The following is a 25,699-nucleotide window of genomic DNA, read 5'->3' as shown; positions in this document are numbered from 1 at the left end:
CTACAGAAGAAGCCTATAATGTAAACTGTTGTTACCTGATCGATAGGCCAAAAGGACTATCGGTCAGGTAACGGACAAAAAATATATACAAGATGAAGATTAAGAATATAATATTAGCTGCTCTCGCATTATCCTTTTGGAATTCGGATATACATGCACAAAACATTAGTACTCCCAAATCCCATTTTGGTTTTTCCATAGGCGATGATTATCAACTCGCCAATTACAGGCAGATGGAAAGCTATTTTCTAAAAGTAGCCAAAGAGTCTAATAGAGTATTGATACAGGAAGCTGGCATTACTGAAGAAGGGCGTAAACAGTACCTTCTTGTTATCTCTTCTCCAGAAAACCTGGCTAATGTAGAGAAATACCGTAAGATATCACAGTCGCTGGGCAGGGCAGAAGGGCTTACTGATCAAGAGGCAAGGAAACTGGCTGGTGAGGGTAAGCCCATCGTGTGGATAGATGGTGGTATGCATTCCAATGAAATGGTGGGATCACATCAGCTGATTGAGACATTTTATCTACTGGCATCTAGTCAGAGTGCGGAAATACAAAACTACCTGGATAAGGTGGTTGTCTTGATGTGGCATGTCAACCCTGATGGCCAGGATCTGCTAGCCGATTGGTATATGCAGTATCCCGATGCTAATAAAAGGAATATGTCTATCCCAAGGCTTTATCAAAAGTATGTAGGGCATGACAATAACCGCGACTTTTATATGTTTAATATGAAAGAGGCGAGTAACCTGGCAAAGGTGATGTATATCGATTGGTTGCCGCAGATTGTATACAACCATCACCAGACTTCACCGGCTGGGACTGTAGTGGCAGGTCCTCCGTACCGTGATCCTTTCAATTATGCTTACGATCCTCTTCTCGTCACGGGAATAGATGGTGTTGGCTTTGCGATGATCAATCGATTGAATGAAGAAAATAAGCCTGGATATGCACGGATGGATCAGTCTACTTTTTCTACCTGGTGGAATGGTGGCCTGCGGACAGCTCCCTATTTTCATAACATGATAGGAATACTGACCGAAACCACAGGTAATCCTACACCGTCTGAAATCAAACTGGTACCGGAACGCCTGATCCCGAGAAATGGATTGCCTAATCCTATAACACCTCAAAAGTGGCATTTTAGACAGTCTATAGATTATTCGGTCTCGATGAATATGGGGATATTGGATTACGCCGCCCGCAATGGGGACAAGCTCTTGTACAACTTCTACAAAATGGGCCGGAATTCCATTGAGAGGGGAAATGCCGATTATTGGACAGCTTCCCCAAAATATATAGAAGCGATGAAAGAAGCCTATGAGGCCGATACTAAAGCGAAGAAAGAAACAGAGGAAAGTAGTAGTAAATCGAAATTTGCATCTATTCCGAGTGTTTACTTTGAGAGCGTACTCCGTCGTCCAGAAAATAGAGATCCCCGTGTATATATCCTCTCCGCCGATCAGGCTGATTTCGGAACTGCAATCAAGTTTGTCAATGCATTGATTAAGTCTGGAGTATATGCGTATCAAGCTACAGCGGATTTTCAGCATAATGGAAAACGTTATCCTAAAAACTCCCTGATTGTAAAAGCAAATCAGGCCTTCAGACCACAGGTCATTGATATGTTTGAAGCACAGGACCATCCTCATGACACGCAGTATGAAGGAGGGCCTCCCATTCGGCCATATGATGCTGCGGGTTGGACCTTGGCGATGCAGATGGGCGTAGACTACGATCGCTTCTATGAAGATGTAGAAGGGCCATTCCAAAAGCTACCATATGGTGAGATGATCCTAGCAGAGAAAAATGTACTTCCTAATAGTAAAGGCGGATACCTCATTAATGCTAAAGCAAATGATGCCTTTTGGGTCGTAAACCAATTGCTTAGTAACGGCACTAAGGTGTACCGGGATCAAGGCTCTAAAGATTTTTATGTAGATGCTGCTATGAGGGATAGATTGCAGAAGGCAATAAGCAACTCGGGATTGCGCGTACAGGTAGCAACTAAAAAGCCTACAAAACTAACTGCACTTAAACCGCTAAAAATAGGTTTGTTTGATCACTACGGTGGCTCTATGCCTTCTGGATGGACACGCTGGATATTGGAGCAATATGGCTTTGAATACACTTGTTTTTATCCTCAGGATATCGATAACGGGGCTATCGATAAATATGATATGTTACTATTCATTGGCCAGGGAATACCGGATAGAAATGATAAAGTGACTAAATTCAGACAGCCGGATACAAATCTCGTTCCTGAAGAGTATAGGTACCTATTGGGCCAGGTCTCAAAAGAAAAATCGATACCAGCCCTAAAAAACTATGTAGAAAAAGGAGGCAAGATTCTTACCGTAGGAGCTTCGTCAGAGTTGGTCTATCATTTTGATCTACCCGTTACGGATCCATTGGTTGTCGAGGGGAAAGATGGAAGGAGCAATCCGTTATCGAGTGCTGAGTACTATATTCCTACCAGTATACTCCAAGCAAGTCTGGATGTTTCTTTAGCCGAAAACTATGGTTTGGATCCTAACATCAATATCGTTTTCAATAATAGTCCCGTGTTTAAGTTGGAGAATAAGCAAGACTTGTACGCTATAGGAAGTTTCCAAACCGAAAAGCCGCTATTAAGTGGTTGGGCGCATGGTCAACAATACTTAAAAGGCGGATCTATAGGTCTAGTTGCTCTATTGGGCAAAGGCAAATTATTTGCATTTGGTCCTGAAATTACAAACCGTGCACAGAGTCATGGTACATTTAAGCTGTTGTTTAATCAATTGTATAATTAAAAAGTAGTTATTACGTTAAATACTACTTATGGTTTAACCAGTACAGAAGAAAACGCCTATCCATTTGGATAGGCGTTTTTTTTATTACCTGAGTTACCTCATTTCAAAGTACCTCTCTTTTTGGGGTTGCTTTTAAGTATAGTGCTGTTTCGCCTCTGCTAAAAAGAACTTCAAATTTTCCTATTAACAATCTCCACTAGGAAATAACGTATTTAACAGTTTACTTAGAAAGACGCAGTTGGTAGATCGTACTCTTGTTTTCATTGTTATCGGGATCCTCACATAGTAAAAAAGTTAATTCCTTTTCCGTTGATCGATGGAGGGTAATCCCTTCGAATTTCTGGTTATCCGAAATAGTTGTTATTTGCGCTATCTTCAATGTAGCAATATCGATGATTCCCAATTGCGATCCTCCTATAGCTCCATCATGGTAGCTGGAGCCTCCCTTTTCGGCCGCAGCCAAGAAATAAATCTTATCATCAACCAAGACTGCGTCCGTGAAACCACTGATTTGCCCATTGAGATGAGGTAGGGCAATAGGATGAAATGTCGGTTCTGCTCCTAGGGATAGATCGATTTTAATTATCCCGTTTTTCGCATTCGGGCCGTTCCCTCTATTGAATAAAAACAATGTATCTTGATAATATAAACTGCCCTCTATATTAAAGTCTGCCGCCGAAATGGGTAACTGCTCTTGTAAGTTTGTATAGAATTCCGACAGATCCGATTTGTTCGGGGGAGTATTGTCTTGTGGAAAGAAACGGAATGATTGCGTTCTATTGCTTGCCGAACCTGAAGGAAAGAGCCAAAAACTGTCTTCATAAAAAGTCATAGCCTCTAAATCGAGTTTTATCTTTTTCTGAACCTGTTCGTTCTGAACCTCCATATCGAGAAGAAGGTGTTTTTCCAGATTTTGGGAGGGCAATTGATACTCGTATAGGTAATTACTGTTGTCCGATACAATAAAAAGCCTGTCGTCTTGGTAGTAGAGACCAGAAGCGGCAGATACTCCCGTTATAAGAATAAAAAAATCTAAAATAAACTTCATGTTTCAATATAGTATATATTCAGTGACCACAGTACCATCGATGGACCTAAATTACGAAAAAGTTCAAATACCTATTGCCTTCACTTCAAGGCTAGGGATTAATCTTCCTTATACTGACAGGAAGGAGAACATTGTTGTTTATTTGAAATAAACTATATTAAATTAGCATATATTTCTAAATTTGAATAGATAACCTATTTCGAGATGAACAGTTTTAAATCTTATGAGAAGACCATTATTCTTCAACTTAAAGAGTCAGATCAAGAGTCGTTAACTGTCTTATACTCTAAATACGCAAAGAAGGTTTTTTCCTTGGCTTTCTATATTTTAAAGGATGAAGCTTGGAGCGAAGATGTAGTACAGGAGGTCTTTATTCACCTTTGGACCACGCGCGAAGACATCAACGAAGACAAGGATATCTGGTTGCTCCTGTATATCATCACAAAGCAAAAGGCATTGACCAAACTTCGGTCTATTATGCGCTATGAGGTACATAAGCAGTATCATTGGAGCCTAGTCAACGAAAAATGTGAACCTGTGGAAGAAGAAATAGCCTTACGCGAACTTAAAGAGAATCTCGATAAGGCCTTAAATAAGTTGACACCGACTCAAAAGCAAATTTTCAATTTAAGTCGGTTTGATGGATTGACCCACTACGAAATCGCCTCCAAACTATCCATATCTCCCAATACGGTCAAGAACCATATGGTTGCGGCCATGAAGAGCCTCCGCTTGTATCTACAGGAAAATGAGTTCCTTGGTATCATCATTTTTATCGGATTTGAATTTATTTTGGATTTGATATAGTCCTATCGGTTGACTTCCGGCGTTCTCACTATATAATAACCAAAAATAGTAGAACCCCAATATGCATACCAACGAACGAATAACGTATTTAGTCCAGAGTTACCTCAACAAGACAATTTCAAAAGATGAGTACAAAGAACTCTCTGACTGGATTGTACAATCCGATTTTCATGAAGTTGAGGCCCTATTTGAAGCGAGCATCCCCAAACAGGACGATTGGTATGACGGTTCTGTTAACTTTGCCGAAGCAAGCGTATTAAAGGAAATACAACATAAAATAGCACAGTCCGAAAAAAGGATGTTCCCCTATAAGCGTTGGACCTACTACAGTGCCGCCGCTGTCCTTATCTTTACATTGATGCTATTTAGGCCATGGCAGAAAATAGGGCTTATCTCACCTGATCAAGTCAGCGATAAGATCGCTTCTATAGAGGACAAAGGTGATGATATCGATATTTTGACGGATGCCGGCGGGCACTTAAGTTTTGCTGATGGTGAGGTAGTTACCGTTAGTAAGCAACAGAAAGAGTTTATCGATCATGAAGGTGTCCGGTACAAATTTTTAGCGGACGGTGGCGTCCGTTTGGAATCTGTCGATGCTGCATATTCACATCAAGCTAAACACACTTTTTTTACCAATAGAGGTGATCGGGCAAATATCATTCTTGCGGATGGTACAACCGTATGGCTTAGCAGCTCATCTTCTCTGGTCTATCCGACTACATTTGCAGACGATAAGCGTGTCGTGGAGGTACATGGCGAAGCCTTTTTTGATGTCAGTCATAATCCCGGGAAACCATTTGTCGTAAAATCAAACAATACAGAAATTGAAGTTTTGGGCACCCGGTTTAACATGCGCGCATACCCCGAAGTTGATTTTTCAGAAACCACACTAGTTTCAGGTAGCGTCCGCGTTAAGAGCAAAAATAATCAGCGTAGACTTGTTCCGGGACAACAAGCTGTCGTGAACAAAAAGGGAGAGGTAGCGGTAGCCACAGCCAATCTGCAAGATGTGTTATCCTGGCAATCTGATGTGTATCGCTTTTCCAATCTTACTATAGAAGAGATATTAATAGAACTGGGACGCTGGTATGCTATCGAAGGAATAGACAACCATAGCGCCCTCCAAGAACGGTATACCGGCGTATTATCCAAAGGAAAGCAATTATCAGGGATATTAAAGCAGCTGGAGACCATATCCGCGCATCGGTTTATTATTAAAGAAAGGAGGATCGTGATTATGAATTAATGAAAAGCCAGAATACAATAAAAAACCATTTATGTACTAAAATAAAATAACTAACTATAAACTATTGCTATGTATAAAAATAGAATCAGTATTACTTTGATGTTAATACTAACCATAGGCTTTATGCATGCGTTCGCTCGCGGATACAGTCAGAAAGTATCCTTGAAACTAACCAATGCAAACCTAAAGGAATTAATGACGCAGATTCAGAAGCAAACGGGGTACGACTATTTAGTTAGTCAAAAGCTATTGAACAGCGTTGACAGAATAAACGTAAATGTAGAACAGAAAGATCTTGAGGTTGTTTTGTCCAAATGTTTCGAACCCTTGGGATTAAGTTTTGAAATTCGGGATAAAACAATATTTATAAAACATAAAACACAAAAATCAGCTGTTGCAGATATCTCAACGAGAGTGCAGCAACAGAAGATATCGGGTACGGTCAAAAATAACCAAGGCCTACCCATTTCAGGAGTTACGATTACAGTATCTGGCTCTACAGCCGCCACTTCAACAGATGAAGCAGGTTCTTTTTCATTGGATAGAGTGACTATAGGTCAGTCCTTAAGTTTCTCCATTATAGGATATTTAAGTGCTCAATTTAAAGTACAGAATTACGATGCTTTGAGTGTGGTGCTAGAAGAGTCCGTCAAAGGATTGGATGAAGTAGTCGTGGTAGGATATGGAACCCAACGTAAACGTGATCTGACGGGGTCGGTCGAGCAGATCAGTGGTAAAGACCTTAAGAGTATGCCTGTCCGTAATGCTACAGAAGCCCTACAGGGGCAAGCTGCTGGCGTACAGATCACCTCTACAGGTGGTAGCCCTGGTACCCCACCCGCAGTCCGTATCCGAGGTATTGGTACGGTCAATGATAATAATCCACTGTACGTGGTGGATGGCTTACCACAGTCGGATATTGGTTGGCTCAATCCTAATGATATCCTTTCGATGGAGGTGTTAAAAGATGCTTCGGCAACGGCCATCTATGGTTCCAGAGCGGCAAACGGGGTTATCATGATTACCACACAAAAAGGTCCGCAGACGGGCGATGAACTGACAAATCTTATTAACTTCGATGCATATCTAGGACTACAGAATCCAGTCAAAGTCTACGATATGATGAATGCTACAGAATTCATGGATTATAAGAACCTGGCGAATACTAATGCCGGTCTGCCCGCGTTTTTTTCGGAAGAAAACAAGAAGGAGGTACTCCAATTTCTAAAATCCAATACTGGCTCTACCGAAGGAACTAACTGGTGGAAAGAAATCAATCAAAAAGATGCGGTCATTCAGAATTACGATATAGCCGTATCGGGGGGGATGAAAAATCTTTCATATCGTACCAGTTTAAATTATTTGGATCAAGAGGGTATCATTCAGGGATCTAACTATGACCGGATATCCTTTAGGACCAACATTGAACACAATCTAAGAAGCTGGCTCAAGTTTTCTGCCAATATCGGAGTAGTATCCGAGGGACGAGGCAATGTCTTAGAAGGTAGCCCTGGGTTCAATACAGCTTTTATCGCCTTTGTTGCGGATCCCATTTCCCCAGTTTATCGAAACAATCTACAGGATATTCCTGATTTTCTAAAAGCAGGACTGTTCTTAGATCGGATAGATCCCAATAATCCATGGTCGATGTATAGTCCTATATTGATGACGAATAAAGAAAACCCGGTGGCGCAGACGGAAATCTATAAGAATAACCGATGGAAGGGAAAAGCTATAAAAGGAGGAGGAAGTGTCGATGTTAAACTGACCGATTGGTTACGTTTTAGAAGCAATATCGGTGTCGATCTATCTACGGGAGTTTCGAACTCATTTACCCCGAAGTACTACCTAAATGGCAATCAGTTTAATTCGGATGCCACAGTCGGTGTATCCAATTCCAAGACCGACTATTACGTATGGGAAAATGTACTCAGCCTAGACAAGAGATGGGAGGATCACTATGTGACAGCTTTGGTTGGTACATCTGCCGAGCAATGGAAGAGTGAGTCCTCAGGAGCGTCCAAGCAGGGATTGGTTTCCAATGCGGAGAGCCAATGGATCATTGACGCGGCGAGTATCAACCCTCAGGCATCGGGTTCCAAATGGGAGAGCGCATTGAATTCCTATTTTTCACGTATTTTCTATTCCTACAAAGACCGCTATATGGTCACGGCCAACTTCCGTTATGATGGATCATCTAATTTTGGGAAAGACAACAAATGGGGGGCGTTCCCATCTGTTTCTGCAGGTTGGAATTTTGGCGAAGAGGGCTTTGCTCGTAATCTAAATTGGTTGTCGAGTGGTAAACTCCGTGCCAGCTGGGGCCGTATCGGTAACCAGAATATCGGACGGGGAGCCTACCTAACCACTTATTCGGGCAATCAGGGATATTACTACTTTGGGCAGTATAACCCGCAGCTAAGTGGAGGAAGTAGCTCCATTGGTAATGCGGCGATCAAATGGGAAAAGACCGAACAGATGGATGTCGGACTAGACCTGTCATTTCTCGATAGAAAACTCGATGTCACCTTGGATTACTACAAAAAGACAACAGATGGTATGCTGCTTAATGTACCTCTGCCCAATTATCTAGGCTATAGCAACAGTCCGTGGAGCAATGCTGGTAAGGTGGAAAATAAGGGATTTGAACTAGCTGTGAAGTATACTAATAAGATCGGTGAGTTCGGTTATTCCATTGCAGCAAATGCGGCTACACTCAAGAATAAGGTATTGTCTCTAGGCGGTGGTGAGCCTATTCCTGGTGGTGGCTGGATCAGTTATACAACCACACTGACAGAGGTCGGCATGCCGATCGGTTACTACTATGGCTTCAAGACAGATGGTATCTTCCAGAACCAAGCCGAGATCGATAATTATGTGCAGGCTGGAGCAGTACCGGGAGATCTACGATTTGTAGATATCAATAAGGATGGCGTAATTAATAGCAGCGATCGTACCAATATCGGGGATCCGTTCCCTGATCTGACTTATGGATTAAACCTTGGAGCTTCCTATAAGAATTTTGACTTTAGGGTTTTGGCACAAGGTGCGATTGGCAATGACATTATGAATATTGTCAAGATTGATATGAAATCAGGTGTTGGATGGTACAATGCACCAAAGGAGTTGATGTCCGATGCTTGGTCTCCGAATAATCCGAGCAATAGTCAGTTTAAAATCAGTTCATCCAATCAGAGCAATTTGCAGATTTCCGATTGGTTGGTTGAGGACGGATCATACCTACGTATTAAATCCGTACAACTGGGGTATACGCTTCCGAAACACTTATTACGTAGTGTGAACAATCTACGTTTCTGGGTGAGCGGGTACAACCTATTCACCTTTACAAAATATACGGGTTTAGATCCTGAGATAGGAAGTAATTCACCACTTAGCATGGGGGTAGATCAAGGCTATTATCCAGTGGCTAAATCATGGATGTTTGGCGTTAATTTAAGCTTTTAATTATGAAATTCAACCGATTAATCATACTGACTGCAGTAGCTGCATTAGGTGTATCAGCCTGCAAAAAAGACTATTTGAATAGAGATCCATACGGTATACTCGACGAGGGGGAGTTTTTCAAAACCGATGGCGCAGGACTGAAGATGCTGACCTCCTGTTATCAACCTATGGCCGATGGATGGGGGTATACGGTCAATAAAGTCGCCATCATGGATGAGAGTGTAGACAATGCTGATGCCGGAGGTTCAGATCCGGGAGATAGGCCACAGACCACCGAGGTAGGTCGCGGTAGACCATTGAGTTCTAATGCACTACTTAATGAGACCTGGTCCAATCGTTATCGGGGGATAGGCAAATGTAATCAAGCTTTAGCAGGGTATCAAAAAGAGGGAGCCAATCTCGTGCAGAACGGAGTCAAAGTATCAGCAGAAACCTTGGCACGTTACATCGCCGAGGTGAAGTTTTTGCGCGCTTGGTATTACCTGGATCTGGTTACTGTATTCAAGTCTGTACCCTTGATTACTGCAGTCGAAGACCCTTCTGTACGTAAGCCCAAAGCTAGTATTGAGGAACTGAGAACGCAGATTTATAGCGATCTGGATGAAGCCATTAATTCGCCACATTTACCAAGATTGGCATCTATGTCCAGTGCTACCGAGGCTGGACGAGCATCCAAAGATGCCGCTTTGACGATCAAAGCTAGAGCCGCATTGTTTTTTGCCGGTTTGATGGAGAATGCACAGATGCAGGGCGATGCCAAAGCGGATTATGAGTTGGCGCGGGTAGCTACGGAGGATGTTATCACTAATGGAAACCTAAGCCTATTGCCCGATTTTAATGACTTGTATCGTGGAGACTACAAAGTAGGTCCATTTTCCAAAGAAGTCCTCTTTGGCGTATTGCGCAATTATGACCCCGCTTTTGGCATGGGGGGCGATGCATTCGCGATTATGAATGTTGGACGTAACAACGTCGGCGGTTGGGGAGGTAATACCCCTACAAGGGATTTGGCGAGTAGTTTCGATAGTCGGGATCCACGCAAGATGCTGACTATTATTAGCCATGAAGATATCTTTTTAGCATCCAATGGCAGTAACGAAGTTCATAACTACAAAGGCTATTTTAACGATTTCAATTTACAGCATAGTAGAAAAGCATTCGTCCCTCAGCAGTACCGTCAGAATAACGACCTGCAGCGTAGCAATTGGCAGCCTTATTGGATCAGATATGCCGAAGTATTATTGATCAATGCCGAAGCTACCGTCAAAACCGGTGGTAGTACCGTGACCGCGCTGGATAGGCTCAATCAGGTCCGTCGTCGAGCATTTGTAACCACCGTCAAAAAAGATGGACCAGCGGTCTACAGACAATTCGCCAAAGACCTCAAGGATATTACGGACCAGGAGTTTAACACGACCTATGCCATTACCAGCTCTGATGATGTATTGGCAGCCATTAAGAAAGAACGAAGAAATGAATTGGCTTTAGAAGGTTTCCGTCTGTATGATTTAATACGGTGGGGTACGTACGTCAGTACAATGAAGACATTCTATACCACTTATGGTTTTGCAGACAAGGGCCGGGATGTAACGGACAAGAGTTGGCCTTTCCCTATTCCTCAAGTAGAAATTGACCGGTCCAACAATGTATTAGTTCAACACGATAATTATTTGTAGAAATGAAAAATTCAAGAAGAGATTTTATTAAGAATACTGCTTTAATCACAGGCTTTTCCATTGTTTCCAATACGGTATTAGGCAAGAAATTTGGTCATGTAGCACCCAGTGACCGTTTGAATATTGCTGGTATAGGTGTCGGTGGTATGGGCCGTCGCAATCTGGCCAATATGAAGACCGAAAATATAGTTGCGTTATGCGATGTCGATTGGCGTTATGCACAAAAAACTTTTGATGACTATCCTAATGCCAAGCGATATAAAGATTGGCGTGTGATGTTTGACGAGATGAAAGACAGTATCGATGCAGTGATGGTTGCGACGCCAGATCATACACATGCCGGTGTTACGGCGCATGCGATTACACTGGGTAAGCACTGTTATACGCAGAAGCCGTTGACTCACTCGGTGTACGAGTCGAGGCTATTGACCGAACTCGCCAAAAACTATGGTGTCGCTACCCAGATGGGCAATCAGGGCAATTCTTTCGACTGGTGTCGGGAGATTGCCGAATGGATACAGTCTGGGGCCATAGGCGAAGTCTATGAAGTGCACTGTTGGACTGACCGGCCAATATGGCCACAAGGATTGATGAAACCGAAACAAGGTGTTCCGGTTCCTGATACCTTGGATTGGAATCTGTTTTTGGGGCCGGCAGAGCGGCGTGATTATAATCCGGTGTATACTCCATGGAATTGGCGCGGTTGGTGGGACTTTGGTACAGGAGCCTTGGGCGATATGGCCTGTCATATCATGGATCCTATCTATTGGGCACTGAATTTAAAATATCCAACCAAGGTGAATGGAAGCTCCACACTGAGCAACCTTTATTCGCCACCACATGCGGAGGTGGTCAAATACACATTCCCGGCACGGCCTAAAGTCGGGCAGGTCAATATGCCAGAGGTAACTGTACACTGGTATGACGGAGGACTGCTTCCTGATAGACCTTCCGAATTAGCACCGGGTATGATGATGGGCGATGAGAATGGAGGAATTATATTCGTTGGCAAAAAAGGGAAAATTATGACCGGTTGTTACGGAATGAATCCGACCTTATTGCCAGTGGAAAATATGAAGCATTTTCAAAAGCCCAAACCTTGGATTCCACGGATTCCAGGAGGCAATGGCGATATATGGAATACCAATGCACACGAGCAGGACTGGATCCGAGCTGCCAAAGAGTCCAAGGCAAACCGCAAGGAATCTAGTTCACATTTCGGCTTCTCCGGCCCATTCAACGAAATGGTGGTCATGGGCGTGCTAGCGGTACGTTTACAGGGACTGCATCGCGAGTTATTATGGGATGGAGAGAAGATGGAGTTTACCAATATTTCGCCCAATGACGAAATCAAGATTGTGTCCATAGATGAGTTTGAAGTGGTCGATGGTGATCCAAGATTCAACAGGCAATACCAAAAAGTCAACGCCCAGCACGCTGCGCGCGAATGGGTTAATCACACTTACCATAATGGTTTTTCTCTACCACCCATGCCCAAAAAGAAATAATTATGAATAGCAGAAGACAATTTATCACACAGTTATCACTCGTAGGCGGCGGTATGCTATTGTCCAATAGCTTGTCCGCGCATACAGCGGGCGAGTCGTTTAAGAGAATAGGTGTTATCGGACTGGATACTTCGCACAGCGAGATGTTTACCAAAGATATTAATCAAGGCAGTCTTTCCAATAGGGGCTATCGGGTGGTAGCAGCTTATCCGCACGGTAGTCCGGATATCCCTTCGGCATTGGAGATGAAGCCACGGATTACACAGGCCATGCGCGATATGGGAGTCGAAATTGTCGACTCCATCGCTGCACTGCTCCAAAAAGTCGATTACATACTATTAGAGTCCAATGACGGTCGTGTTCATTTAGATCAGGCTACCCAGGTCATCAAAGCCGGAAAGCCACTATTTGTCGATAAGCCTATGGCTGAAGACTTATCGAAAGTAAAAGCTATATTTGAATTGGCACATCAGCATAAAGTACCGATTTTCTCTTCGTCTTCCTTGCGTTACGACCAATTGGTACGCGAGGTTAGAGGAGGTAAAATAGGCAAGGTACTAGGTGCAGATGTATACACCCCAGCTGAGATTGAACCACATCATATCGATCAGGCCTGGTATATGATCCATGGTATCGAGATGCTATTTACCGTTATGGGGGTAGGTTGCAAGGAGGTATATCGGGTATTCCATCCTGACTTTGAGCAGGTCATAGGGGTGTGGTATGATGGACGTACAGGTACCGTGCGCGGTATACGGAAAGGAGCATCTAATATTGCGGGGATTGCCTTTGGCGAGACTGGAATATCACCGTTGGGGCCTTTCTCTGGATATGGACCTCTGGTGTCAGAGATACTGACCTTTTTCGATACGGGTAAAGCACCGGTACCAGCGACAGAGACGATAGAAATATTTCAATTCATGGAGGCGGCGCAGCGTAGTAGTAAGACGGGGCGGACGGTTTTGTTAGATACAGTACAAAATCTTTAACTTTAGGTGATAACAGGGATTTAATGATAGAAAAAGAGCAATTCGGGGCCATTGTGATCGGCTCAGGTATTTCAGGAGGATGGGCAGCAAAAGAGTTTTGCGATCAAGGAGTGAAGACGCTCCTTTTGGAGCGGGGCCGAGATGTCAAACATATTAAAGACTATCCGACAGCATACCAGGATATCTGGCAGTTTGACCATCGCAACCGAGTGCCACTCGAGATGGCTCAGGAGAACCCCATTCTATCCAAGTGTTACGCCTTTGGTGAAGATACAATGCATTTTTTTACCAAGGATAAGGAGCAACCTTATATCCAAGAACAGCCCTTCGACTGGATACGTAGTTATCAGGTCGGGGGCAAGTCTCTTACCTGGGCCAGACAGGTACAGCGCTGGTCTGACTTTGATTTCCAAGGGCCCGATCGCGATGGGTTTGCTGTAGATTGGCCGATCCGTTATCGGGATATTGCACCTTGGTATAGCCATGTTGAAAAGTTCATTGGGGTTTCTGGCAAGAAGGAAGGTAACCCTGCTATGCCGGATGGTGAGTTTCTGCCCCCTTTCGAACTTAACAGTGTGGAGAAGATGATTCAGCAGCGTATCCATACGCATTATAGTGATAGGCAGGTAATTAGTGGCCGTTGTGCACACGTTACCAAACCACAGCCCGTCCATATTGCACAGGGACGGAGCCAATGCATGGCACGTTCCTTATGCTATAGAGGCTGTCCATTTGGAGGCTATTTTAGTTCCAATGCATCTACTATCCCTTGGGCAGCCAAAACTGGACATCTTACACTCCGACCTGATTCTATTGTACATTCCATTATCTACGATGAGAATAAGGCAAAGGCTGTCGGTGTACGTGTCATAGACCGACAAAGTAAAGAGATGCTGGAGTATTATGCATCTGTTATATTTGTCAATGCGTCTGCCTTGGCAACCAATCAGATTCTATTGAATTCAAAATCAAGAAGATTCCCCAATGGTCTTGGCAATGACAATGGATTGTTGGGCCGATATGTTGCTTTTCACAACTATATGGGACGTATCTCAGGTGATGTGGACGGTTTTGAAGACAAGTACTATTATGGTAAGCGGCCTACACAGCCCATTATACCGAACTTTCGGAACGTGAGCCGACAGGAAACCGACTTTTTACGGGGCTATGCTTCCTTCTTTTCTGCATATAGAGTGGCAGGAGGACAGGCGGCCGAAGGGGTAGGTGCGGCTTACAAAGACTCGCTTTCTATTCCAGGACCGTGGAAAGTATCGATGATGATGCAGGGAGAAACAATTCCTAAGGAAGAGAATCATGTTAGGCTTAGCGATACAGCTGTGGATGATTTTGGTATTCCCCAGCTTATCACATCAGTAGGTTATCAAGAGAATGATCATAAAAGTCTTGAAGATTTCCTAGAGCAAGGAACGGTTATGTTAGAGCGAGCAGGAGTTAAGAACATCCAACAAAATAGGTCTATGCAGAATCCGGGACTCGATATCCATGAAATGGGGGGAGCCCGAATGGGCCATGATCCAGCTACATCTATCCTAAATAAATGGAATCAGGTTCATACCTGCCCGAACGTATTTGTGACTGATGGCGCTTGTATGACATCTACCGGTACGCAGAATCCCTCGTTGACATTCATGGCCCTCACAGCCAGAGCGGCATCATTTGCTGTATCAGAACTGGAGAAAGGTAATTTATAAATGGGAGAAATGATGTTTAATTAGATAGCATCCGTTTTACTCGTCTTATACAAAGCCCACCAGTCATCCAGTAACTCCAGGATTGGCAGTAACGTTTGCCCCAACTCTGAGAGTTTGTATTCTACGCGAGGCGGAGTCTCGGCATAGATCTTTCTAGATATTATGCCGTCACGCTCAAGCTCTCTAAGCTGTACCGTCAATGTCGTCTGTGCTATAGTATCCAGATCACGTCGTAGCTCCCCAAATCGTTTTGGACAATCTTCGGAAATAGCTTTTATAATTAGCGCCTTCCATTTTCCGCCGATTATCTTGAAAATACCGTTTACGTCACAGCAGCTCTCATATTTATTGATTTTTTTTTCCCTCATAAGTCATTCATAACAAGCATTAGTACAAAAAAGTATACTAAGTACACAATATACAACTACTTGATAGCTCATTTTTATTCGGATAAATTTACCTTTTTAAACTCTAGAATACTAGCAATGAAACTAAGCGTTAAGGAAATATTTCAGACCTTCATTCTCTCTATCGGTATATTTTTGTTCGTCCTGGACCTATTCATTATCAATGTATCCCTCCCTAGGATCCAAGAAGCATTACACTTATCCAACAGTGAGGTACAGTGGATTATTATCCTATATATTATCGGTTATGCGAGCCTGTTGATTAATGCGGGTAAAGCAGGAGAGGTCTATGGTCGTAAGAACCTCTATGTTCTAGGAATGGTTGGTTTTACACTATCATCTCTCTTATGTGGACTATCCGATCATATTTATTTCCTACTCTTGGGACGATTAGTTCAAGGGATCAGTTCGGGGCTGATGGTGCCGCAGGCAATTTCCCTGATTACTTTACAGTTTGATCAACCGGAGAAACGCACTATTGCACTTGGTATTTATGGGAGTATAGCCGGTGTTGCTTCTGTGTTAGGTCAGCTATTGGGGGGCATTCTTCCTGATCAGGAGTGGATAGCAGAGAGCTGGCGCTTAATCTTTCTGATCAATCTTCCGATAGGCGTACTTGCAGTTTCGCTGACCTATATCTGTATTCTGAAAGATAGAACTGCGAGCGACCAAAAGGTGGATTCTGTTTCTATGGTTCAGCTATTTGCTCTATTGATACTTTTGATTTATCCACTTATCGTCGGGCCTGAGTTACATTGGCCTCTTTGGATCATTGGAATGATGATCCTGGCCTTGCTATTATTATACCGCTTCATCCAAAAGCAATATCGATTGGATCAGAAGAATGAGGGCGCCATGCTTAACTTTTCATTATTCAGAAACAAGGTGTTCAATGTCGGGTTATTTATTGTATTGGCCTACTACATGGTGCAGGATTCCTATTTTATCATCAATTCGAACTATCTACAGGCTCAAAAGGGTTTCTCTTCTAGTAGTACCGGAATTGCTTTCGTGTATCAGGGGATCGGTTATGTTTTGGCGAGTATAGTTGTCGGCCGGCTTATTCATAAATGGGGAAGGGCAGTAATCCTATCGGGAATCCTCATCATGATTTTAGGGTTGGCAATGCATCTTTGGATTTTCAACCAAACTATACCGGATCCTATACACATTCATTTTCTGTTCTTTTTTTACGGTTTAGGTTGCGGCAGTGTCTTACCTTCTCTGATGACTTTAGCTTTACGCGATTTAAGTAGATCCTTGATTGGAGTCGGTTCAGCATTATATCTTACAATACAGCAGATTGCCATTTGCTTAGGTATTGCCTTTATTGTAGGGCTGTATTATCATCAAGAAGGTTCTACGAAGCACTTCATGAATAATATTCCAGCGGCATATCTTTACGCAATGCTGGCTTCAATAGGCTTGCTATGTTTAGTCATCGTCTTGGTAATTAGACAGTTTTCTATACAGTCAAGAAAGTAAATACAAGTGATTCAGATACTAACAATACAAACACTTTTCTGAAGGAAAAAGTACATTGTTTTCCAGTTTTCATCACGCTAGCTTCTAATATGAATACATTAAGAATCCATATTAGAAGCTAGCAGCGTTTTGCAGTAATTTTAATTGCGAGCAAGTTCTGTGAAATATCGAGTCAAGTGTTTTATACTTGAAATTCCTGATGCGGTAAATTTTAGAGAATTTAACGAACCAATTGTTAATTAGTTCATATCATGAATACGAAGTGTAACAGCCGAACTCATATCGTTAGTCTTCCTAATTGTCATAATAACATCAAGGTGAGATGTTTATTCTGATGTGATTTAAATAAAGTAAATATATTTTCACGTTATTGTGATTTTTGTGTCTATTTTTCTACTAACTGGGGTATACTGCGATTATTAATTAAAGCTTTTCAACTAAATGCTCGATATTATAGAACAACAAAAAGAATTTGTCAAAATCTTGGAGGCGCATCTTGGGATACTATTAAAAATCTCAGCCATTTATTCCAAGACCAAACAAGATCGCGAGGATCTACTAGATGAAATGACTTATCAATTATGGAAGTCTTTCGCTACTTTCGAAGGGAGATCCTCAATATCTACCTGGATTTATCGTGTAGCACTCAATACCGCATTATGTAAGCTGAGTTATGACAAACGTCATTCATTCGTCTTGTTCGGCACCGATAGTCCTAATTGGGATCAACATATCGTTTCAGAAGATCCCGCCTTGCAGGATATGTATAGCAAACTCTATGAGTCTATAGATATGTTAAGTGCTTTTGACAAAGCGATTATATTACTTTATCTCGATCGTCACAAGCATGACGAAATCGCAGTTATCATGGGGATTAGTCAGTCCAATGTCGGTACTCGGATAAGTCGTATTAAACAACAATTGAAAGATTTAGCAAGTAAATAATATATTGATTATGAATTTGTCAGAATTAGAAGAAAAATGGGAGATGTTCACTGAACGTCTTGAAGAAAATACCAAGATCAACAAAAAGATATTGCACGAAATGATGACCCATAAGCCCAAGAGGAGAATAAACTTGCTTCGTTGGGAGTCCGGAATACGTATAGTAATATCTGTAGGCTTACTTGCATTCCTGATTGTATATTTCAACGCAGCGATAATCTCTTTTCAAGGACTTACCTTTATGCTCTTTATTATCTTAGTTGTTGGAGTTCAGTATTTTGATACATTTCAATTGTTTAGAATTTTGAGCAAGATAGATTTGTCTAAACCAGTTAAGGAAAACAAAATGTTATTTCTAACTTATGAGAAGAATAAACTGCGGGTAAAGAAGATATCGACTTTATATCTCTGTATCATTATTCCACCCCTTGCTATTTACTCTTTTTGTACAAGCCGTGGTTTATTATCAGGCTCGTGGCTCGAGTTTATCATCTCTGTCGTATTAGTTGCTGGTGGAGGAATTTTATTTTCGAGATTCCGTAATAGACTTGTACAGGATCAATTACGGAAATTAAAAGAAGAAATAGCCGATTTTGAGTAGTGGTAGACATCTTCATTAAGACCAAAATAGCATATTTGTTTTCAAAGCCAATATCCACCTAACAAGAACGGTGAGCATAATGGTAATCCGATCCCGGATTTTTTCATTGAAGAGGGTAAGTTAAGAATGCTTACAAATATCAATGACCCAAAAAGCTGCTATGAATTTAGATGCATACAAAATACTTTTGAGCTGGTCAAAATATTAGGTGTATACTGGAACGGAAAAAATACAACCTTCGAAACAGCGATTGACTTGATTGCGAAAACAAAAACAGAATTTCAGCAAGAATTAGGTTCAGATGAAATATTTAACAAAAGGAAGAAGGCGATAACAATTCATTCACTACCTAAAATCCAAGATTTGAGCTTTTCCGATTCAGAGCAGTATTAAGGATTAACTTTTAGAGATGGTTACTATTCTAGGTAAAGCCTTGATCTAACCAGGTATGTAGGATTTTTGATATAGCTTTCCATCATTAACTTCGAATCTATTAATTCATATCTAAAAGAAGCCGTTTTACCATTGATGTTTAAATGTATAGAATCCTTGGAAAAGGTATAGCTTCCATCACCCTCAGGAGATTTAAAAGAGCCATCTGACAAAAATTGCACCCTTATATTATCGACAGAATCGAGTCTATCCTTAACCCCGTCATAGGGTGTGTGATCTTGGTTAAAATGAGTTATCCGTTCGGCTACCAACTGCCATTCTTTCTGCAAAGGATGTTGTTGCCTGTTAAAGGAGAAAAAAAGTATACTTGATAGGGCAATTAGATAACCGAGTAATCTCATGAGAGCAAATTTAGCATTTTAAAAATTAGCAGGGAACTACAAACAGCATACCAATCTATAGTTTAAGGCATGGAGAATATAGGCAAAGAGCCTATTACGTATAATACAATAACTGTTCCGTGAAATTTAAACTAGAATATCTTATATTGCCTATTATGATTTACATTAGTGAAGTGAGAAATAATTGTGTTGCCGAAAGGCGAGCATCTTACCCCTATAATATCCCCTCCATATCTAATCTGACCGATTTAAAACTTCGGAAAGAAGTCACGTTTATCATAGGCGAAAATGGAGTGGGTAAATCTACTTTAATTGAAGCGATTGCCGTTAATGCTGGTTTTAATCCAGAGGGGGGAAGTCGAAATTTCAATTTCAGTACAAAAGATTCACATTCCTCTCTTTTCGAGGATATTCAGCTGATTAGAACTGGATATCGTAATAGGGATGGTTTTTTTCTACGTGCGGAGAGCTTCTATAATGTTGCTACCGCCGTAGATGATTATCAGGCGCAAGAGAGTTACGGAGGCTCGCTTCATGAGTGTTCCCATGGAGAGAGTTTTCTTTCCCTTTTACACCATCGGCTCTATGGACAAGGATTGTATATTTTTGATGAGCCCGAATCGGCCTTATCCATCGTTAGCCAAATGAACATGTTGGTTCGTATCCAGCAGCTTGTCGAGAAGAATTCGCAGTTTGTTATCGCGACCCATTCACCGATTTTAATGGCTTACCCCGATGCTGATATATTTCAAGTCAGTATGGAAGGCATACAGCTAATTTCGTATGAAGACACCGAACAATATCGATTAACAAAATACTTTATGAATAACAGAGAGCGTATGTTGCAGGAACTCGGATTATAGTTTTATATACGATTTTGTATTGTCTATTACAAAACGGTAGAGAGCAGATCGACAAAAGATGAAAAATTTAAATTTTAAAATATCTGTACAGAATAGGTTCACTCGAGATTAGTGTAGTCAATAATCAATAGAATACCCCATGACAACAAAGAAATTTGCAAAGCAGTTTGAACAACTGTGTAGGACCATCATCAATATTTCCCTTGAGCCTATTTTTGGAGAATACATTGTTACTCAAAATGGAAAAAGAATAGGCGTTCTCTACGAGAATAGATTATACCTGCTATCCACAGAGAACCTGAAAAAGATGCTTGACGGAGCTGTTGAAGAAAATCCTTTCGGCTGGGCCTATTACAGATTGATTTTAATAGAGGATATTGAGGACATAGAATTTCTGAAAAAAGCAATTGCACATGTCTATCACGATTTATATTACCATACACAATTCGTTACCGATATATCCTATTTGTTTAAAGCGAATCGTGCCTATCCTGAGAGTATAGTAAAGATTTATAATCTTCACATCACTTTTCTGCGGTTTTGTTATGAAAACAAGCTTTTGAAACTCAATCCACTGGATAAGCAAGACAGGATCCTACACCTCAATTTCGAGAATAATGATCTGACCGAAATGGGAGCAGAGGTTTTCCACGAGCTCTACCGTAAATGGTTAGTATATACAGATAAAAATGACGAAAAATCAGAAGAGCGAAATAATAACGTAAAGATGCTGGAAAAGTATTATTCGAAAATATGTAAAGAAAAGGAGCATTGATCTATTAAAACAGAAAGGTGAAGACTCGAGCCGGCCTCTCTATAATAAAAAAATACCTAAAGCGGGGAGCTTCAGGTATTTTTAACTAACCAATTATTAACCTAAATTATGAATACTGATATAACGACAAAACCTATGCCGATAGTGTTCATTTTTATGATGTTAACAAAAAGGTTACACAAGCTGTATTGTTTTTATATTTTTACAGCAAGGCTCAAAAATCCTTGTTATAATATTCACTTTGTACTGCTATGAAAATACTGTTTTTTGCATTATTACTTTTTTTGGCAAAAGCCAATTTATACGCACAAAAAAATGATCCTAAAGGCAATTTTACGGCTCTAGTGCAAAGAGAAGTGGGAGACCTGAATAATGACAAACGCGATGATGTTATTGTTTTAGAGATGGATGTAGAGGACGATACCAGACCATTGCGGGTACAGATATTTCTTTCACAGCCGAATGGTAAGCTTCAGCTCGTTGTCTCTTCTACAAAGATAATAGAGAGCCAGTACCCACCCTATAAGAATGGTGAGCACAATGGCAATACAATCCCAGACTTTTTTATTGAAGAAGGTAAGTTAAGGATGCTTACAGATATTAACGGCCGAAAAAGCTGTTATGAATTTAGGCTTAAGCAGAACAATTTTGAGCTAGTCAAGATCTCACGTGTATACTGGAACGGCAAAAACACCACTTTCGAAACGAAGATCGATTTAATCGAAAAAACAAAAATCGAGTTTCAGCAGGAACTGGGATCCGACGAGATCTTCAATAAGACGAAAAAGCCTATAAGAGTCAGTTCGTTCCCTAGAATCCAGGACTTAAGCTTTTCGGACTTAGAGCAATATTAAGCTCATTTTTTGTTTTATCCATCTTCTATACAGCTGGTTCATCCAGTCGTCCTACTTGTAGTGCTCGTAAAATCTATTGCTAAATACAGCTTTAGGATCATACTTGAGTTTCAGATCAAAAAAGCTGTCCGCCTGTGGATACGCTTTACGCATCTTTTCTCTGTCGATATGTAGCCTGTAAGGCAGGTAAAATGTTCCTTCATTCTTCAGGGCTGCATCCACAAGCTCATTAGTTAGTTCCCTCATTGCCTCTTCCTGTTCTTTTGTTTTCTTTTGATTGAATAGGATCACAAATCCATATACATCTTCTTTAGCGTAGTTAAGGTAGCTATCCCTATCCTCACGAACCCCACGTATAGTGATATTTAACAGATCAATCGTAGATTTTTTTAAGATCGGTTTGATATCCTGTATAAAATGATTGAAGTGTCTTTCGGGGATAAAGTACTCCTGTAATAGATCCGTAGAAGATGTATCTTTGTTTTCAATCAGCGAGACATGATCATTTAAGAGTTCATTTCTGGAGTAAATCTCATTCTTAGAGATCTTATTTTTCCCCGTTTCCAAGTCCCATCGCAGTCTCTTCCCATATTCACTACCGACACTACCTCTAAATACCAACCGCTGGGTTTCTGTACTTTTTGTTTGTTGGAGAGTAGGTATATCCGTCTGTACTTCTTCAAAATAGTTAAGTGTAGCCTCTTCTAAAAAGTGCTTATCCGAGATCCGCAACCTTCCAAATACAAGATTTACATTTGGATTGTCAGACACATATTTCTTATAGTAGCTTACATAGTTAGCAGGGGACAGCCTGATATACTTATAGGTCAGTGCTGTATTGTCGACAACATGGAGCTTTACATCCAATATTACACCAAATAAGCCATATCCACCTAATACCAGTTTGAACAGTTCCTGATTTTCGCTTCTGCTACAATCTAACACCTTACCATTAGCCAGCATAATAGAAAACGAGTGAATACTTTTCGAAATAGGAGGTAGATCCTTCTGCCAGCCATGGCCGTTTACACTAATCGATCCTCCAATCGAGAAAGAGCTAAAAGCCTGCATTATCGCAATAGATTTACCATACCCATCGAGATACTTCAGCGCATCCTCCCATAGAGCGCCAGAACCTATTGATAAGATATTATTTACGGTATCAAGCTCCATATGCTTATAGGGTAGCATATTCAATAAGACACCATCAGGAGATATGGTGTGGCCTCCCATGCTATGTTTTGCTCCCGAAATCGATATTTTCAAACCTTTCTCTCTAGCATATTTGAAGATATCTTTAAGCTGCGCTTCAATTAGGTTTTTATCTGCTGGAATGGTAATAATAGTATCCATCTTTGTCAGGTTCAACTGACTGGCATCATTAGTATATCCTTGCGCAATTTCGACTTCCGTTCTATTCTCCTTCCACTTTGTCGTCAATAAGTGAAAAGTAGGTATGGATATGAAAAATATCAAACAGACTGCCCCGATGAGCCAAAAGTATTTTGTTTTCATTGAACTGTAATTTCAATTGGACAATATACCTTATTGTACCGTTTATTTCATGATAAGACACAGAAAAGTTCGATTTGTAAGTGAACTTGCGCCAACGTTCAACGTAAAGAACCCCCTGGAGCAGGGGATATTCAGAGAGTTTTAACTAACCTGTCATTACGTTGGTACTTCTTTATTTCTAGCGCTTTGTGGTTTGATTTTGCCGGTTTCTGAGGAGTGAAAATTGTTTTTCCAAGAATTGTTGTTTACTTTAGCCTGTCTTCTAGAGACAGAAGCCTTAAATTTTGATAACGCTATATTTTAAAAAAACCATTTATAAAGCAAATGCACAGCCCTTCTCTTTTGATTGATGGATTGCATAAGAATAAGGAACAAAGCCTTGTTGCTGTCTATCGTTTGTATAATAGGAAGCTGTTGTTGTTTGCTACGCGGTATGTTAAGGTTAGAGAAGCAGCCGAAGAAATTGTTGCCGATTCATTTATCAAAATGTGGAAGAATAGGCATTTGTTCTGGAATGAAGAAAAACTAAAGGCCTTTCTCTATATCTGCACCAAAAATGCCTGTCTCAATTACCTTAGAAAACCTGTTCTTGAAGACCCTTTAGAATCTATCCTAAATACGGAATTTGACCTAGCACAAGATGTAGATGTTTATACAAAAATGGTTCATGCCGACCTGATGGCCGCTATTTATCTAGAGGTAGAAAAGCTCTCCGAGCGCCAGCGCGAAGTCTTTCACATGAGTTTCTTAGAAGGGCTGACTGTTGAGGAGATAAGTCAACGGTTGGGAGTGAGTGCCGATGTCGTTTACGCCAATCGCTCACGTGCATTGGCGATTCTACGTGCTCATTTCAAATTGCACAGCTCCGCATTACTCAGTGCTTTATTGTATACCTTTTTTTAAGAAAAAATATACTGGTTAACAGTTGTTTAGATTCTTTTTGTGAAAAATATACTTTTTCTCGTCAGATTTCTATCTGTATCGTGTTTCTATTAATGTAATGCGATTATAAAACTATGAACCATCTTATTCCGTTATTAAAAGACTATATCAATGGATTACTGTCTCCAGAGGACAATGAGGAACTGCGACGCCTATTCGCTAAATATCCAGATTTGAAAAAGACAACCGATGAGCTTAAAAGCGAAGAAGGACTTCGTGAATTATTGTTAGAGTATGAATACATATTCGATACGGATTTTGCGAAACGGGAAGAGGATAATCTGAATTACATATTGACACATATCAGAGCAGGAGATATCAGACACAGTAGGCCTTGGTTCAGATATGCTATAGTGGCTTCTATCATGGTGTGTTTAGGTATAGGTGGGTATATTCTTTACCCACTTATCAATGATTCTAATCATAAGACTGAACAGTTTAGTGGCGCTATTCCAGCGGGCAATAATAAAGCGATTTTGACTCTGGCAAATGGCGAGGAGATTCTTCTTAGTTCAGAACATCAAGGTATCATTATTGATAATGAGGTTCGTTACGATGGGGGGCACACTATTGTAAATCAAGATCTAGTGGCTCGCACCCAGTTACTATTGAGAACTCCGAGAGGAGGGCAATACCATATTACATTGTCCGACGGAACCAAAGTATGGCTCAATGCCGAGTCGAAGCTTGTTTATCCAGTTACCTTCGTTGGAGATCGACGTGAGGTCTACCTAGAGGGCGAAGGCTATTTCGAAGTCGCATCTGACAGGAAAAAGCCCTTTATTGTAAAGACTGAAAAAGAACAGGTAGAGGTGCTGGGAACCCATTTTAATCTCAATTCTTATACAGACGAACGTGTCTCCAGGGTTGCATTACTCGAGGGAAGCGTTAAAGTTTCTACAGCGGCGGGCCGAGGATCCGAAATATTACGGCCAGGGCAGCAGTCTTTAGTTTCCTCCGCAGGAATCTCCGTAGAAGCTGTCGATATGGATGAATGTTTAGCTTGGAAGAATGGCGAGTTTATGTTTAATAATGAGAGTTTAGAGAGCATAGCACGACGTTTGGAACGTTGGTATGATATCGATATTGAACTTAGCCCTCGTATAAAGAATATTGTGATTTGGGGAGCGGTATCCCGCTATGAAGATTTCGATACAGTGATGGAGGTTATCAAAAGAACAGATAAACGTATCACATATAGCATGCAAGGAAGGAGGACTGTGGTTATGAAGTAAGTACATAGCTAGAACTTACAATCAATTCCAAAAAGCC

General features: G+C 41.1%; 21 protein-coding genes. 17 read left to right on the top strand and 4 right to left on the bottom strand.

The window, feature by feature from the left end:
- Positions 1-92 precede the first annotated feature (92 nt).
- Entirely contained in the window at positions 93-2,792 is a 2,700-nt protein-coding gene (locus JKG64_RS04915) for a M14 family metallopeptidase (protein ID WP_210353217.1), read from the top strand.
- Between the two features lie 220 nt (positions 2,793-3,012).
- Here JKG64_RS04915 and JKG64_RS04910 read toward each other — a convergent pair whose 3' ends face one another.
- A complete protein-coding gene (locus JKG64_RS04910; RefSeq protein ID WP_210353216.1) occupies positions 3,013-3,840 on the bottom strand; it encodes a DUF6929 family protein in 828 nt (275 codons plus the stop codon).
- Positions 3,841-4,044: 204 nt separating this feature from the next.
- Here JKG64_RS04910 and JKG64_RS04905 point away from each other — a divergent pair, with 204 nt between their 5' ends.
- The 7 genes from JKG64_RS04905 (at position 4,045) to JKG64_RS04875 (ending at position 15,246) form a co-directional block, all read left to right on the top strand.
- Positions 4,045-4,647 carry an RNA polymerase sigma factor gene (locus JKG64_RS04905; protein WP_210353215.1) on the top strand — a complete coding sequence of 201 codons (603 nt, stop codon included), beginning with the start codon at positions 4,045-4,047 and terminating at the stop codon, positions 4,645-4,647.
- Positions 4,648-4,708: 61 nt separating this feature from the next.
- On the top strand, positions 4,709-5,896 hold the full coding sequence (locus JKG64_RS04900; protein ID WP_210353214.1) for a FecR family protein: 1,188 nt from the start codon (positions 4,709-4,711) through the stop codon (positions 5,894-5,896).
- Between the two features lie 69 nt (positions 5,897-5,965).
- Entirely contained in the window at positions 5,966-9,361 is a 3,396-nt protein-coding gene (locus JKG64_RS04895; RefSeq protein WP_210353213.1) for a TonB-dependent receptor, read from the top strand.
- A gap of 2 nt (positions 9,362-9,363) precedes the next feature.
- A complete protein-coding gene (locus tag JKG64_RS04890; protein WP_210353212.1) occupies positions 9,364-11,037 on the top strand; it encodes a RagB/SusD family nutrient uptake outer membrane protein in 1,674 nt (557 codons plus the stop codon).
- 2 nt (positions 11,038-11,039) lie between these two features.
- On the top strand, positions 11,040-12,545 hold the full coding sequence (locus JKG64_RS04885; protein WP_210353211.1) for a Gfo/Idh/MocA family protein: 1,506 nt from the start codon (positions 11,040-11,042) through the stop codon (positions 12,543-12,545).
- 2 nt (positions 12,546-12,547) lie between these two features.
- Positions 12,548-13,534: a Gfo/Idh/MocA family protein gene (locus JKG64_RS04880; protein WP_210353210.1), complete on the top strand. Its 987-nt coding sequence runs from the start codon at positions 12,548-12,550 to the stop codon at positions 13,532-13,534.
- Positions 13,535-13,557: 23 nt separating this feature from the next.
- Positions 13,558-15,246, top strand: a complete 1,689-nt coding sequence (locus tag JKG64_RS04875) for a GMC oxidoreductase (RefSeq protein WP_210353209.1) — start codon at positions 13,558-13,560, stop codon at positions 15,244-15,246.
- A gap of 20 nt (positions 15,247-15,266) precedes the next feature.
- Here JKG64_RS04875 and JKG64_RS04870 read toward each other — a convergent pair whose 3' ends face one another.
- On the bottom strand, positions 15,267-15,614 hold the full coding sequence (locus tag JKG64_RS04870; protein ID WP_210353208.1) for a winged helix-turn-helix transcriptional regulator: 348 nt from the start codon (positions 15,612-15,614) through the stop codon (positions 15,267-15,269).
- A gap of 117 nt (positions 15,615-15,731) precedes the next feature.
- On the opposite strand from JKG64_RS04870, the gene JKG64_RS04865 reads away from it, so the two are divergent.
- The 4 genes from JKG64_RS04865 (at position 15,732) to JKG64_RS04850 (ending at position 19,077) form a co-directional block, all read left to right on the top strand.
- Complete coding sequence (locus tag JKG64_RS04865) at positions 15,732-17,138, top strand: MFS transporter (protein ID WP_210353207.1); 1,407 nt, start codon at positions 15,732-15,734, stop codon at positions 17,136-17,138.
- 441 nt (positions 17,139-17,579) lie between these two features.
- A complete protein-coding gene (locus JKG64_RS04860) occupies positions 17,580-18,083 on the top strand; it encodes an RNA polymerase sigma factor (RefSeq protein WP_210353206.1) in 504 nt (167 codons plus the stop codon).
- 10 nt (positions 18,084-18,093) lie between these two features.
- Positions 18,094-18,684 (top strand): hypothetical protein, encoded by a 591-nt coding sequence (locus JKG64_RS04855; RefSeq protein ID WP_210353205.1) that lies wholly within the window; start codon positions 18,094-18,096, stop codon positions 18,682-18,684.
- A gap of 126 nt (positions 18,685-18,810) precedes the next feature.
- Positions 18,811-19,077, top strand: a complete 267-nt coding sequence (locus tag JKG64_RS04850) for a hypothetical protein (protein WP_210353204.1) — start codon at positions 18,811-18,813, stop codon at positions 19,075-19,077.
- A 23-nt stretch (positions 19,078-19,100) separates the two neighbouring features.
- Here the strand turns inward: JKG64_RS04850 and JKG64_RS04845 are convergent, their stop codons facing one another.
- Entirely contained in the window at positions 19,101-19,478 is a 378-nt protein-coding gene (locus JKG64_RS04845) for a hypothetical protein (protein WP_210353203.1), read from the bottom strand.
- Between the two features lie 155 nt (positions 19,479-19,633).
- Between JKG64_RS04845 and JKG64_RS04840 the strand changes: the two genes are divergently transcribed.
- The 3 genes from JKG64_RS04840 to JKG64_RS04830 all read left to right on the top strand — a co-directional run bounded on the left by JKG64_RS04840 (position 19,634) and on the right by JKG64_RS04830 (position 21,970).
- Positions 19,634-20,341, top strand: a complete 708-nt coding sequence (locus JKG64_RS04840) for an AAA family ATPase (RefSeq protein ID WP_210353202.1) — start codon at positions 19,634-19,636, stop codon at positions 20,339-20,341.
- A gap of 139 nt (positions 20,342-20,480) precedes the next feature.
- On the top strand, positions 20,481-21,116 hold the full coding sequence (locus JKG64_RS04835) for a hypothetical protein (protein WP_210353201.1): 636 nt from the start codon (positions 20,481-20,483) through the stop codon (positions 21,114-21,116).
- Positions 21,117-21,367: 251 nt separating this feature from the next.
- Positions 21,368-21,970 (top strand): hypothetical protein, encoded by a 603-nt coding sequence (locus JKG64_RS04830; RefSeq protein WP_210353200.1) that lies wholly within the window; start codon positions 21,368-21,370, stop codon positions 21,968-21,970.
- Positions 21,971-22,021: 51 nt separating this feature from the next.
- Here the strand turns inward: JKG64_RS04830 and JKG64_RS04825 are convergent, their stop codons facing one another.
- Positions 22,022-23,485, bottom strand: a complete 1,464-nt coding sequence (locus JKG64_RS04825) for an FAD-binding oxidoreductase (RefSeq protein WP_210353199.1) — start codon at positions 23,483-23,485, stop codon at positions 22,022-22,024.
- 324 nt (positions 23,486-23,809) lie between these two features.
- Here JKG64_RS04825 and JKG64_RS04820 point away from each other — a divergent pair, with 324 nt between their 5' ends.
- Positions 23,810-24,388 carry an RNA polymerase sigma-70 factor gene (locus tag JKG64_RS04820; protein WP_210353198.1) on the top strand — a complete coding sequence of 193 codons (579 nt, stop codon included), beginning with the start codon at positions 23,810-23,812 and terminating at the stop codon, positions 24,386-24,388.
- Positions 24,389-24,501: 113 nt separating this feature from the next.
- Entirely contained in the window at positions 24,502-25,662 is a 1,161-nt protein-coding gene (locus JKG64_RS04815) for a FecR family protein (protein ID WP_210353197.1), read from the top strand.
- The last annotated feature ends 37 nt before the right edge of the window (positions 25,663-25,699 follow it).

This window comes from Sphingobacterium tabacisoli (assembly GCF_017908035.1).
In the GTDB taxonomy this organism is placed as follows: domain Bacteria; phylum Bacteroidota; class Bacteroidia; order Sphingobacteriales; family Sphingobacteriaceae; genus Sphingobacterium; species Sphingobacterium tabacisoli.
The sequence above is the reverse complement of the archived record's forward strand: the minus strand, read 5'-3'. Positions and strand labels throughout refer to the sequence as shown.